This is a genomic window from Tahibacter caeni (assembly GCF_024609805.1).
Taxonomy (GTDB): domain Bacteria; phylum Pseudomonadota; class Gammaproteobacteria; order Xanthomonadales; family Rhodanobacteraceae; genus Tahibacter; species Tahibacter caeni.
Genome location: NZ_JANFVR010000015.1, coordinates 21774 through 34181, shown reverse-complemented (window position 1 = coordinate 34181; position 12408 = coordinate 21774). Strand labels below are relative to the sequence as shown.

Annotated in this window: 11 protein-coding genes and 1 pseudogene; 7 read left to right on the top strand and 5 right to left on the bottom strand. The window is 69.7% G+C overall.

Annotation, left to right across the window (positions count from 1 at the left end; translation table 11 throughout):
- The coding region (locus tag NON22_RS02715; RefSeq protein ID WP_257385363.1) for a protein kinase family protein at positions 1-571 on the top strand (571 nt) is incomplete at its 5' end.
- Positions 572-581: 10 nt separating this feature from the next.
- Here the strand turns inward: NON22_RS02715 and NON22_RS02710 are convergent.
- Positions 582-1817, bottom strand: a complete 1236-nt coding sequence (locus NON22_RS02710; protein WP_257385362.1) for a choice-of-anchor Q domain-containing protein — start codon at positions 1815-1817, stop codon at positions 582-584.
- Positions 1818-1948: 131 nt separating this feature from the next.
- Entirely contained in the window at positions 1949-2590 is a 642-nt protein-coding gene (locus NON22_RS02705; RefSeq protein ID WP_257385361.1) for an energy transducer TonB, read from the bottom strand.
- Between the two features lie 106 nt (positions 2591-2696).
- On the opposite strand from NON22_RS02705, the pseudogene NON22_RS02700 reads away from it, so the two are divergent.
- From NON22_RS02700 to NON22_RS02685, 4 genes and pseudogenes are all read left to right on the top strand, one after another.
- Positions 2697-3787 (top strand): annotated as a pseudogene (locus NON22_RS02700) (sulfate ABC transporter substrate-binding protein).
- 3 nt (positions 3788-3790) lie between these two features.
- Positions 3791-4609 carry a sulfate ABC transporter permease subunit CysT gene (gene cysT, locus NON22_RS02695; RefSeq protein WP_257385359.1) on the top strand — a complete coding sequence of 273 codons (819 nt, stop codon included), beginning with the start codon at positions 3791-3793 and terminating at the stop codon, positions 4607-4609.
- A 1-nt stretch (position 4610) separates the two neighbouring features.
- Complete coding sequence (cysW, locus tag NON22_RS02690; RefSeq protein ID WP_257385358.1) at positions 4611-5486, top strand: sulfate ABC transporter permease subunit CysW; 876 nt, start codon at positions 4611-4613, stop codon at positions 5484-5486.
- A gap of 1 nt (position 5487) precedes the next feature.
- Positions 5488-6627: a sulfate/molybdate ABC transporter ATP-binding protein gene (locus tag NON22_RS02685; protein WP_257385357.1), complete on the top strand. Its 1140-nt coding sequence runs from the start codon at positions 5488-5490 to the stop codon at positions 6625-6627.
- Positions 6628-6753: 126 nt separating this feature from the next.
- On the opposite strand, the gene NON22_RS02680 is transcribed toward NON22_RS02685, so the two are convergent.
- Positions 6754-7113 (bottom strand): hypothetical protein, encoded by a 360-nt coding sequence (locus NON22_RS02680; protein WP_257385356.1) that lies wholly within the window; start codon positions 7111-7113, stop codon positions 6754-6756.
- 101 nt (positions 7114-7214) lie between these two features.
- Positions 7215-8234, bottom strand: a complete 1020-nt coding sequence (locus NON22_RS02675) for a cupin domain-containing protein (protein WP_257385355.1) — start codon at positions 8232-8234, stop codon at positions 7215-7217.
- 609 nt (positions 8235-8843) lie between these two features.
- On the opposite strand from NON22_RS02675, the gene NON22_RS02670 reads away from it, so the two are divergent.
- Together NON22_RS02670 and NON22_RS02665 are read left to right on the top strand one after the other, a co-directional pair.
- Positions 8844-10712, top strand: a complete 1869-nt coding sequence (locus NON22_RS02670; protein ID WP_257385354.1) for a LodA/GoxA family CTQ-dependent oxidase — start codon at positions 8844-8846, stop codon at positions 10710-10712.
- A gap of 307 nt (positions 10713-11019) precedes the next feature.
- A complete protein-coding gene (locus tag NON22_RS02665) occupies positions 11020-12027 on the top strand; it encodes an NAD(P)/FAD-dependent oxidoreductase (RefSeq protein WP_257385353.1) in 1008 nt (335 codons plus the stop codon).
- 74 nt (positions 12028-12101) lie between these two features.
- Here NON22_RS02665 and NON22_RS02660 read toward each other — a convergent pair whose 3' ends face one another.
- Positions 12102-12380: a hypothetical protein gene (locus NON22_RS02660; RefSeq protein WP_257385352.1), complete on the bottom strand. Its 279-nt coding sequence runs from the start codon at positions 12378-12380 to the stop codon at positions 12102-12104.
- Between the last annotated feature and the right edge of the window lie 28 nt (positions 12381-12408).

Below are 12408 nucleotides of genomic sequence, written 5' to 3'. Positions count from 1 at the left end.
CAGCGCGCACTGGCTGCTGCGCGGACTCGCGCGCTGGGCCGCGCGGCACGAGGCGCGCGGGTTGCAGCGGCTGCAGGGGCTCGACGGCGTGCCGCAGCTGCGCCGCTGGGACGGCCGCGTGCTCGAACGCAGCTACATCGCCGGCGCGCCGATGCAGTCGGCGCCGCCGCGCGATCCGCGCTGGTATCGCCAGGCGCACCGCCTGCTGCGCGACCTGCGTGCGCGCGGCCTCGCGCACAACGACCTGGCCAAGGAGCCGAACTGGCTCGTTCGCGCCGACGGCTCGCCGGCGGTGCTCGACTTCCAGATCTGCTGGATCAGCCGGCGCCGCGGCGGCTGGTTCCGCCTGCTCGCGCGCGAGGACCTGCGCCACCTGCTCAAGCACAAACGCAGCTATTGCCCGCAGGCGCTGACGCCGGTGGAACACCGCCTGCTCGCGCGGCGCTCGTGGCTAGCGCGCGCCTGGAAGGCCAGCGGCAAGCGCGTCTACAAGTACGTCGCGCGGCGCTGGTTCGGCTATTGGGACGACGACGGCGGCGCGCTGTCGTCGCGGCGCCGACCCGACGCCTGAAGCGGCGGCCTCAGGGCGCCTGGAAACCGTCGGCGAAGATGCGGTCGTCGGATTCGACCGCGCCGATGTCGCAGGCCGCGCCGATCGGTCGCGCGACGCCGCGCTGGTCGACGGCTTCGCAGGCCGCGGCGCCGCTGCCGCCGCGATCGACCGCCGGGCTGTTCGCTGCCGGCATCTGCGTTTCGGTGGTCCCGCCGTTGGGCCCGAACGGCAACAGGCGCGGATTGAGCGGCTGTACGGCGGTGCCGAACTGGTCGCCGGTCTGCGCCGTGATCGGGCAGGACGCGCCGGTGTTGCCGATCAGGTTGTAGCCGCGCGAGCTCCACTGCGCCGAGCCGCCGCTGCAGTCGGGACTGACGGCTCCGCCGACGAGGAGGCTGAAGTCGACGTTCGCGGCGAGCAGGGTGTTGGCCAGATCGACGACGGTCGTCGCCGCGATCGCGCCGTCGCCGCTGTCGTCGAAATCGGCATCGCTGGTATTGCCCGACGCGGTCACGTTGTTGAGCAGAGACGGACCCGCGAGCCGCGCGGCGCCGCCGTCGGTCAGGCTCTCGTTCGCGTTGAACGTGACGTTGCGCAGCTCGGCCGTCGCCGAGCCGGCGTAGTACAGGCCGCCGCCGCCCGGGCCGGCCGCATCGGTCGTGGTATTGCCGTGCAGGGTGCTCGTGCGCAGCAGCAGCGGACCGTTCGCGGCGATGCCGCCGCCGAAGCCGGCCGAATTGTTCGCGAGCGTGCTGGCCTCGACGACGAGCGGCCAGCCGATCGCGCTGCGGATGCCGCCGCCGCTGCTGTCCTGGCCGTTGCGTATCGTCACTCCGGCGATGCGCACGGACGCGCTGCCGGGCGCAGGCGGAGGCAGGCCGGCACCGACGTCGAGCACGCGCTCGTTGCGGTCGCCGCGGATTTCGCTGAGGTCGGCGCCGGCGCCGACGAGCGCCAGTCCGCTGCGGCGGATGTCCAGATCGCCGGCCGCGTTGCTGTCGTCGACGGCGCCGGTGCGCTGCAGCCGGTAGCTGCCCGCCGGCAGATCGATCTGGTCGAACGGCGGCGGCAGTCCGGCGCCGCATTCGCCGGCCGCCGCACCCGAGGCCAGGTTCGTGTTCGCTGCCGTGACGGCCTCGCGCAGGCTGCAGACGCCGTCGTTGGCGACGATGTCGGAGGTCGTGGTCACGAGCACCGTGGCGGCGGACGTACTGCCGGCGGCGAGCAGGCCGGCCAGGGCGGCATAGGTATGGAGTCGGATCATGGACGCATGATCCGGGGCGCCGCGGCCGATTTTCAAGCGCTCGCGTCAGGCGGCGCGCGCGTCAACCGCAAGCCGCGGAAGAGATGCAGGCGGCGCCGCATCCCTGCGGCGGCCGCCTGCGGGCGAAAGGATCAGAGCTCGGTCAGCTTGAACGCGATCGGCACGAGGCCGTAGGCGGCGAACGGCTGGCCGTTGCGCGTGCCGGGTTCGAAGCGCCAGCCCAGCACGGCTTCCTTCGCGGCGCGGTCGAGCACCGAGTGACCCGACGAACGCTCGATCTCGATGCGCTGCGGCACGCCGTCGATGCCCACGAACACACGCAGCACGACGGTGCCTTCCATGCGCTGGCGCTTGGCGATCGGCGGATACGGCACGGTCTTCATGGACTTGTAGCCGAGCGCGCTCGGCGCGGTCTCGACCGGTCCGGCCGGTTCCGCCGGCAATTCCGGCTCGGGGGTGGCCGGATAGGACATTTCGGTCTGCTCGGTCACGACCGGATCGGCGCGCACCGGCTCGGGCCGCGGCGGCGCGACGGTGCGCACGACCGGCGCCTTGGGCTTGTGCTTGACCTCCAGCACCGGCGGCGGGGGCGGCGGCGGTTCCTCGCGCTTGACCGTGATGGCCTGGACCGGCGGATCGGCGGCCTTCTGCGCCGCGATATAGGCCGGCGGCGCCAGTACCGCGAGCGCGGCCAGGGCGTGGAGGGCGAGGGTGGCGCTGATCGCGGAGCTGCGTTTCCACTGGAATCCGCGGGACAGGACTAGCGTGCTCATGGTGAATTCCCCTGCGGCGGCGGGCTGCCGGCGGAGGCTGCAACGGAGCGGTTTCGCTACTGGGGTTTGATCCGGAGCATTTCTTGCGCGGGACTCATGGCATAAGGTGATAACGGCGCGTCAATTCCGGCTTAACCGGCTGAGCATTAGGCTGCCGCCAACTTCCCAGGATCACCGGACGTCCTCATGTCGATCTCCCTACGCCGCACCCTGCTCGGTTCCCTGCTCTGGCTGGCCGCAGCCGCCACCGGCGTCCACGCGGCTGACGTTTCGCTGCTCAACGTCTCCTACGACCCGACGCGCGAGTTGTACAAGGACGTCAGCGCGGCGTTTTCCGCGCAGTGGAAGAAGGACAAGGGCGACACCGTCACGGTCAACGCCTCGCACGGCGGTTCCGGCAAGCAGGCGCGCTCGGTCATCGACGGCCTCGAAGCCGACGTCGTCACGCTCGCGCTGGCCTACGACATCGACGCGATCGCCGACAAGGGCCTGATCAAGCCGGACTGGCAGCAGCGCCTGCCGCACAACGCCACGCCGTACACCTCGACCATCGTGTTCCTCGTGCGCAAGGGCAATCCCAAGGGCATCAAGGACTGGAACGATCTGATCAAGCCCGGCGTGGAAGTCATCACGCCGAACCCGAAGACCTCGGGCGGCGCGCGCTGGAACTACCTGGCCGCCTGGGGCTATGCGCTGAAGCAGCCCGGCGGCAACGACGCGAAGGCCAAGGAGTTCGTCGCCGCGCTGTTCAAGAACGTGCCCGTGCTCGACACCGGCGCGCGCGGTTCGACCACGACCTTCGTCCAGCGCGGCATCGGCGACGTATTGCTGGCCTGGGAGAACGAAGCGCTGCTCGCGCGCCAGGAGCTCGGCCAGGACCAGTTCGAGATCGTCGTGCCGTCGATCTCGATCCTCGCCGAGCCGCCGGTCGCCGTCGTCGACAAGGTCGTCGACAAACGCGGTTCGCGCGCGGTCGCCGAAGCCTATCTGAAGTTCCTCTACACACCCGAGGCGCAGGACATCGCCGGCAAGCACTATTACCGACCCTACGACGAGAAGGCCGCGACCAAGTACGCGGCGGCGTTCCCGAAGGTCGCGACGTTCACGATCGCCGAGCAGTTCGGCGGCTGGAAGCAGGCGCAGGCCACGCATTTCGCCGACGGCGGCGTGTTCGATCAGCTCGGCGTCGGCAAGTAAGCGATGGCAAGGCGCGTACTGCCCGGATTCGGCCTGAGCCTGGGCTACACCCTGGCCTATCTTGGACTGATCGTGTTCCTGCCGCTTGCGGCGCTGGCCGTGAAGGCCTCGGGCATCGGCATGGCCGGCCTCTGGAAAACGATCAGCGCGCCGCCGGTGCTCGCGGCGCTGCGCCTGTCCTTCGGCGCGGCGCTGCTGTCGGCCGTCATCAACGCCGCCGTCGGCCTGCTCGTGGCCTGGGTGCTGGTGCGCTACACATTTCCGGGACGGCGTCTCGTCGACGCGCTCGTCGATCTGCCGTTCGCCCTGCCGACCGCGGTCGCCGGCATCGCGCTGACCGCGCTGTACGCGCCGAACGGCTGGATCGGCAGCTGGCTCGCGCCGTTCGGCATCAAGGTCGCATTCACCTCGCTGGGCGTGCTCGTCGCGATGATCTTCGTCGGCTTTCCCTTCGTCGTGCGCACCTTGCAGCCGGTGCTCGAAGCGCTGGACCGCGACGTCGAGGAAGCCGCGACCTCGCTCGGCGCGAGCCGTCTGCAGACCTTCGTGCGCGTATTGTTCCCACTGCTGCTGCCGGCGCTGCTGACCGGTTTCGCGCTCGCGCTCGCTCGCGCGGTCGGCGAATACGGTTCGGTCATCTTCATCGCCGGCAACATACCGATGAAGTCGGAGATCCTGCCGCTGGTCATCGTCAAGCAGCTCGAACAATTCAAGTACGCCGATGCGGCCGCGGTCGGCGTCGTCATGCTCGTGCTGTCGTTCCTGCTGCTGCTCGCGATCAGCCTGCTGCAGCGCTGGAGCCGGCGCTGGGCGGAGCGCTGAGATGGCCGCCGTCGTTTCCGCAGCGCCGCTGCGCCGTCACCGGCCGATCGGCCGCCGTCTCGTCCACGGCCTGCTGATCGGCGTCGCGCTGGGCTTCCTGCTGCTGTTCCTGCTGCTGCCGCTGGCCGCAGTCTTCGTCGAGGCGCTACGCAAGGGGCTCGGTACCTACGTCGCGGCGATCGTGCATCCCGAAGCGCTCGCCGCGATCGAGCTGACCCTGCTGGTCGCCGTGATCGCCGTGCCGCTGAACACCGTGTTCGGCGTCGCCGCGGCCTGGGCCATGACGCATTTCGACTTCCGCGGCAAGGCACTGCTCGGCGCCTTGATCGACCTGCCGTTCTCGGTCTCGCCGGTGGTGTCGGGCCTGATCTACGTGCTGCTGTTCGGCGCGCAGGGCTGGTTCGGTCCGTGGCTGCAGGCCCACGACATCAAGCTGATCTTCGCCGTGCCGGGCCTGGTGCTCGCGACGATCTTCGTGACCCTACCGTTCGTCGCGCGCGAGCTGATTCCGCTGATGCAGGCCCAGGGCAGCGACGAAGAGGAGGCCGCGCGCGTGCTCGGCGCGAGCGGCTGGCAGATCTTCTTCCGCGTGACCTTGCCGAACATCCGCTGGGCGCTGCTCTACGGCGTGCTGCTGTGCAATGCGCGCGCGATGGGCGAGTTCGGCGCGGTCTCGGTCGTGTCGGGCCACATCCGCGGGCTCACGAACACGCTGCCGCTGCACGTCGAGATCCTCTACAACGACTACAACTACGCCGGCGCGTTCGCCGTCGCCTCGCTGCTCGCGCTGCTGGCGCTGGTCACGCTCTGCCTGAAGACTTTCCTGGAATGGCGCTACGGCTCGGAGCTCGCCGCCCGGGCGCCGCGCGGACATTGACATGACGATCGCCATCACCCATCTCTCGCGCCGCTTCGCCGAATTCCGCGCCCTCGACGACGTCAGCCTGAGCATCGCGCCGGGCGAGTTCGTTGCGCTGCTCGGCCCGTCCGGCTCGGGCAAGACCACGTTGCTGCGCATCCTCGCCGGGCTGGATTTTCCGGACTCGGGTGAGCTGACCCAGGACGGCCGCGACCTGCTGCGCGTCAGCGCGCGCGACCGCGGCGTCGGTCTCGTGTTCCAGCACTACGCGCTGTTCCGGCACATGACCGTGTTCGAGAACGTCGCGTTCGGCCTGCGCGTGCGCCCGCGCGCGCGGCGGCCGAGCAAGGCCGAGATCGCCGACCGCGTCGACAGGCTGATCAAGCGCGTGCAGCTGGACGGTCTCGCGCAGCGCTATCCGGCGCAGCTCTCGGGCGGCCAGCGCCAGCGCGTCGCGCTCGCGCGCGCGCTCGCGATCGAGCCCGGGCTGCTGCTGCTCGACGAACCGTTCGGCGCGCTCGACGCGCAGGTGCGCATCTCGCTGCGCCGCTGGCTGCGCCATCTGCACGAGGAACTGCACCTGACGACGGTGTTCGTGACGCACGACCAGGAAGAAGCGCTCGAACTCGCCGACCGCGTCGTCGTCATGAACCGCGGTCGCATCGAGCAGGTCGGCACGCCCGAGGAGATCTACCAGCAGCCGGCCACGCCGTTCGTGTTCGAGTTCATCGGCAAGTCGAACAAGCTGCCCGTGCGCATCCAGAACGGCCGTCTCGTCGCCGGCGACCAGCGCCTCGACGCGGACGGTCTCGACGGCGCCGCCGACGCCGGCGCAATCGCGTACGTGCGGCCCGAACATCTCGCGCTGACGCCGACGCCGCTCGAATCGGGCTGGCGCGCGACCGTGCGGCACATCTATCTGGCCGGCAGCATCGCGCACGTCGAACTCGACGTGCCGTCGCTGGGCCAGTCGCTGGAGGCCGAGCTCGGCGGCGAGGAAGCCCAGCGCCGCGCACTACAGCCCGGCGCCGCCGTGACCGTGCAGCCGCGCCACCTGACCGTGTTCCCGATCGACGGCAAGACCGGCGAACCCGATCCCGAGCGCCGCCGCGTCGCGCATCCGCGCTACGGCCAGGCGGCGCTCGCACGCTGGCGCTAGGTTGGCCGCGGCCCTGGGAGAACACGTTCTTCGAGAATCGGTTGAACCTGCTTCCGGCGGCCGATGCTCGTCGATTGCCGGAGCGGAACATTTTTCGCCGGCGTCATGAAGAGTGGCTCAGCTTTGTCAGGGCCGTTTGACGATCAGCGGCGTCCAGCGCAGATAGATCCAGGACAACAGGACCAGGAAAAACATCGGCAGCAACAAGAACCCGATTGCGGCAGTCATCATCGAGACCGGCCCGACGATGCGCAGCAGCGGCCCGACGGCGAGCAGCGCGAGAATGGCGCATGCCGGCTGGGCGAATAGCATCAGCGCGGCGAAAGGCAGCCAGGGTACCGAAAGGCGGCTGCCGCAGGATGGGCAGGCGACGCTGCGTGCCGGCCCCAGGCGCAGCTTGCGCCAGATGCTGAGGCAGGGCTGACCGCAGGCAGGGCAGGTAAGTGTGGCGGCGGTGGACATCGAAGTCTTGGAACTGTCATTCATGCTTCAGCGGCTCGCAAGTCATCGACAGAGAACTCCGGCGATGAAACGTATGTGTTGATGCGTCGCGGCCCGCCGGGGCTGCTCGGCGGAAACTCTGCCTGTCATGACGCTGTCTCGCCGTCCCAATACCCGCGCGTCGCCGACAGATCGAGCACGTCGCGGCCGCGGCCCAGGGCCTTGACCGCGACCTTGCCCGAATCCGGATAGACGCAGACGTCGTGCGGCTTGCGTTCGCCGATGATCAGATAGCGGCACGGGCCGTTGCCGCTGTTGAGGAACGAATGCGCCACGGGGCGGCCGGCCGGAAACGCGACGTAGTCGCCGGCCTTCATCGGATGGCGCGCATCGCCGAGCAGCAGGGTCAGCTCGCCCTCGAGCACGTAGGCGTGCTCTTCCTCGAACAGGTGATAGTGGCGCGGCGCCAGCCGCTTGCCCGGCGCGGGCGATTCGATCAGCACGCCGACGCGGTAGTCGGCGCCGACGGCCGCGTAGGTCAGATGCCGCGCCTGTCCGCCGAACGACGGACCTTCGTCGGTGTCCTCCACTTCGACGGTGTCCGATGCGATCGGCGGAAACGACGGTGCCGGCACCGGCAGCAGCGGCTCCTGCGGATCGGGCGGGATCGCCGCGCCGGTGTTCTCGCCATGCCAGTAGTCGCGGCGCGCCGACAGGTCGAGCAATGCGCGGCGTCCGAGCGAACGCACGAGCACCTTGTTGGAATCTGTGTAGACGGCGACCTCGTCCGGGTCGTTCTCGCCGATGATCAGATAGCGGCAGGTCGCGTCGCCTTCGTTGATCAGGCAGTGCCCGGCCGCGCGGCCGGCCGGAAAGCAGACGTAGCCGCCCGGCTCCATCGCGTAGCGCTCCGCGCCGATACGCACGGTCAATCGCCCGTCGAGCAGATACAGGTGTTCTTCCTCGAACACGTGGTAATGCGCCGGCGCACTCTGCCGGCCCGGTTCGAGTTCCTCGAACGCGACGCCGACGCGATAGCCTTCGCCGAGCAGCGCGGCGCTCAGATGGCGGTAGCGCACGCCGAAACGCGTGCCTTCGAACGCGGTTTCCCAGGGCACCGTGCCCGCGGCGACGGGAATGACGGGAGCAGGGGATTCGTCCGGCATGGAGCGGCGGCGCCTTCGTGGTGAGCGGGGATGCAGCATGCAACGTTCATGCTGCGGTTGCGGATTGTGCCGCAGCGAAGGCCGGATCGCGTCAAGGCCGCATGAACCGCGCGAGGCGGCCGCGGCGAGTGCGCGACGGCGTCGACCTCCCGGACGGCGGGCGAACGGACCGCCGGCACTGTTCCTCGCGCATCCTGACGCCGGCGTTCCGCAGGCGAAACGGCAGCCGAGCGTCGAGGACTCGCCGCTGCGACGAGTCCTCGACGTTGCGGTTCTTCCCTGCTTGCCGCCGCCTGCATGCAACATCACGCACTGCGCCGACCGCTGGAATGCATCACGGCGTTGATCGTCGCGCCTGCCGAATGTCGCTTCGGTACTGGAGAGTTGCATGGCTTTTGGGTTGGTGACGGCGGATCCGTCCCGCCGGCGCGCGCCGCGCCGTGCGCCGGGCAGGTCGCGCTCGACGGCGCTTGCCTCCGGCAGGGGATACACAAGTCACAATAGAGCTATCTGTATTTTTTCTTGACGCATTCCGCAAATCGCGCCAGAGTCGCCGAGCCCGCCATCCGCCGATGCGCGGAAATCGCACACTCATTCGAGGGGGAACTCATGAGTCGTAGCAGAAAGCCCGAGGCAGTCATTGCCTACGCGAAGATCCATCCGTCGATCGGCATCGCCCGCGTCGGCAATTCCAGGAAGGACGACGGCTACTACCTCGGTCCGCAGGTCGTCGAACCCGAACCCCGTCCGCCCGGCTACTACCGCGACCGCAGCGGCGCGCTCAAGCGCGAGGTCGCGCAGTTCCGCCTCTACGGCTACGACGCCTCCGGCCGTGTCGTGCGCGAGCTGTGCATGGAGGACGGCGTCGAGATCGAATGGACTGTCGAACTCGCGAACCACAAGGCCGCCTGGTACAACTTCGAACTCGCGCTGGACATTCCCGAAGCCCTGACGGCGACGCCGTCGACGCGGCGCAACGCCAAGGTGCCGCTGCCCGAGCGCCACAAGCTCGCGATCACGCCGGGGCCGCGCAGCATCGACAAGCCCGACATGCAGGGCAAGAAATACCGTTTCGACGGCGGCGAGATCATGGGCGTCGACGTGCCGCTCGGCGAGCTGCGCACCGATGCGCTTGGCCGCCTGCTCGTGTTCGGCGGCCATGGCAAATCGGCCTCGCTCGACGGCAAGCCGCCGGTCACGTTCGCGAACAACGACGGCTGGTACGACGACACGAGCGACGGTCCCGTGACCGCGCGCGTCAAGCTCGACGGCCGCGAGCTGAGCGTCGCGCCGGCCTGGGTCGTCGTCGCGCCGCCGAACTACGGTCCGCAGCAGAAGTCCGTGCGCACGATGTACGCCCTGATGACCGACATGGCGATCCAGGCCGGGCAGCTGCCGGCGCCGCTGCGGCCGTCGTTCCAGCAGGATCTGCTGCCGATCTTCCGCGCGCTCTGCGACCTGCAGTGGATGAACGCCGGATTCGCCGCGGGCTTCGGCTACGGCATGCCGCAGCATCTGCTCGATCCGGCCTACCTGCACAAGCTGTCGCAACCCGGCAAGACCTACGAGGAACTGCGCCGCACCGTCGCGAACGCGTTCCGCAATCCGGCCGACCAGGACGCGTCGCTGAAGCCGTGGCCCTGGGTCTACGGCGATGCGATGAACGTGCCGATGCCGCCGATCCCGCGCGCGATGACCGCGCTGACGACGACCCAGCTCTATCTGCTCGACCGCTGGGCCAACGGCGACTTCATTGCCGACTACGATCCGGACGCGAAGCCGCCGCGCGCCATCGACGACGTGCCATTGGCCGAACAGCCCGCGATGCTCGACCGCGCGGCGCTGGAGTTCTGCCTCGCCGACGCGTTTCATCCGGGCTGCGAGATGACCTGGCCCGTGCGCCACGCGACGATGTATCTCGAACCGTATCGCTGGCGCCATCGCGCGAAGGACAATCCCGAGCCCGACTACGGCACGACGTTGACGCCGGCCGAGGCCACTTCCTACAACGGCCCGCTCTACGCCCAGTCGCCCGGATCGATCACGCGCTGGATGGCGGTTCCCTGGCAGACCGACACGGCCAGCTGCCGCTCGGGCTACCAGCCCGACTACGATCCGTACCTGCCGACGTTCTGGCCCGCCCGCGTACCGAACCAGGTGCTCAGCGCCGAGAACTACCGCACCGTCATGAACCTCAAGCTGTCGCGCGAGGAGCGCCTGGCCGCGTTCAACGACCGCTCCGACTGGGACCGCACCCTCGGTGTCGGCTACCAGAACCAGCTCGTGAACATGGTCAAGCACTTCGACCGGCAGGGCATCGTCGAGGTCAGGCCCGGAATCGAGAACGATCCCGACTTCCCGCCGGTCATGCAGGTCGAAGACCAGGGCGGCAAGGACATGACCGAAGCCGAGCGCGCCGCGACCGATGCGACCATGCGCAAGATCGAACGTCTCGGCACGCCGACCGTCAGCATCTGAGCGCATGCGCGTCGCCGACTGGGACGCGATCATCGTCGGCGCCGGGCCCGCGGGCTCGGCGCTGGCGACTCGGTTGGCGCCGCAGCGGCGTGTGCTGGTGCTGGAGCGTGCGGTGCTCCGCGCCCGCACTGCAGCGCACGGCGCGCCGCTTCCTGCCGAGCCAGCGCCGACGGAAAGGGTTTCGCCGGACATGCAGGCACCGGCGACTGCCGTCGCTGCCACAGGGGCAATCGCGAGTTCCCGGCCGGCCGCAGCGGCGCCGCCGGGCCGGATCGCTGCACCGCCGGTTCCGCGCATCGGTGAATCCTTGCCCGGCGCAGCGCGCGTATTGCTGCAGCGCTTCGGCTTGCTCGAGCGCTTCCTCGCCGCCGGTCACGCCGAACGCGGCGCGACGATTTCGCATTGGGACGACGGCGACCCGGTCTGGTTCGACCACTTGCGCGATCCCAACGGCCCCGGCTGGCACCTCGACCGCAACCGCTTCGACACGGACCTGCGCGAAGCCGCGCTCGCGGCCGGCGCCACGCTGGCCGACGAATGCGGCCCGCTGCATGCCTCGCCTGTCGGCGGCGCCTGGCAGGTCGAGCGGCAGGACGCCGGGCAGATCCACCGCGCGCCCGTACTCGTCGACGCGACCGGCCGCAACGCCGCGATCGCGCGCCAGCTCGGCATTCCGCGCCGCGTCGACGACGAACTGATCTGCCTCCACGCCTACCTGCCGCCGCGCGCCGACGACGAAGACGACTGCACACGCCTCTGCGCCGACACCAACGGCTGGTGGTACAGCGTGCGCGTGCCGTCAGGGCAACGCGTGCTCGCGTTCCATCTCGACGCGGACGATGCGGAACTGCGCGCGCTCCGATCGCTGCCGGCGCTGCTCGCGAAAGCGCGGCGGCAGGCGGTGCTCGCCGAGGTGCTGCCGGTAACGGCAGGCGATGACGTCGCCGTGCACGCGCGGCCGGCCGGCAGCGCGATGCTCGATCCTGCGGCATTGGCGCAGACTGCGCCCGGCTTCTTCGCGCTCGGCGACGCGGGACTGTCGTTCGATCCGATCGCTTCGCAGGGACTGTTCCATGCGCTCGCGTCGGCCGAGAGCGCCGCCTCGGTGATCACGCAGAGTGGCGCCGGCGGCGATGCCGCGGCGGCAGGCGCGCAGGCTGCATTCCTGGCCGAACAGGCGGCGGTGCATGCGCATTATCGCCGTCGCTGGCAAGACACTTACGCCGGCCCGGCGCGCTACGGCGGCCAGCGGTTCTGGGCGATGCGACGGGCCGCCGACGATGCTTCGTCATCACGTATCGCGGCGTCGGCGTGAGCGGCAGCGCGCTTCGCAGTAGGACCACACTGCAAAACGCCGGAGCGGCGCAGGCGCCGCCCCGGCCAGCGCCATCACGGCCCCGGATCGATGCTCGCTTCGATCAGGCCGCGCACGTCGCGCGACAGGATCGCGACCGCATCGAGCATCGCCCCATGCGAGCGCGCATGGGGCGCTTCGAGCTGCGCCGTCGCCAAGGTCTCGCTGAGCGTCTGGATCGCCGTGATCCGCGCGAGCAGCTCCTCATGCAGCGCCTCGCGCTGCTGCGGCGTATCGACGACGAACGCGAACAGCACCGGGTCGGTGCCGGGAGATTCCGCGGGCAGCGGGAAGAACGAGCCGTGGCGATTCATGGCGCGAACCTCCTGGGCCGGTAGTGGG

Excerpts from the sequence above, each read along its gene's own strand:
- NON22_RS02710 (WP_257385362.1), bottom strand. The coding sequence starts at position 1,817 with ATGATCCGACTCCATACCTATGCCGCCCTGGCCGGCCTGCTCGCCGCC.
- NON22_RS02705 (WP_257385361.1), bottom strand. The coding sequence starts at position 2,590 with ATGAGCACGCTAGTCCTGTCCCGCGGATTCCAGTGGAAACGCAGCTCC.
- cysT (WP_257385359.1), top strand. The coding sequence starts at position 3,791 with ATGGCAAGGCGCGTACTGCCCGGATTCGGCCTGAGCCTGGGCTACACC.
- cysW (WP_257385358.1), top strand. The coding sequence starts at position 4,611 with ATGGCCGCCGTCGTTTCCGCAGCGCCGCTGCGCCGTCACCGGCCGATC.
- NON22_RS02685 (WP_257385357.1), top strand. The coding sequence starts at position 5,488 with ATGACGATCGCCATCACCCATCTCTCGCGCCGCTTCGCCGAATTCCGC.
- NON22_RS02680 (WP_257385356.1), bottom strand. The coding sequence starts at position 7,113 with ATGAATGACAGTTCCAAGACTTCGATGTCCACCGCCGCCACACTTACC.
- NON22_RS02675 (WP_257385355.1), bottom strand. The coding sequence starts at position 8,234 with ATGCCGGACGAATCCCCTGCTCCCGTCATTCCCGTCGCCGCGGGCACG.
- NON22_RS02670 (WP_257385354.1), top strand. The coding sequence starts at position 8,844 with ATGAGTCGTAGCAGAAAGCCCGAGGCAGTCATTGCCTACGCGAAGATC.
- NON22_RS02660 (WP_257385352.1), bottom strand. The coding sequence starts at position 12,380 with ATGAATCGCCACGGCTCGTTCTTCCCGCTGCCCGCGGAATCTCCCGGC.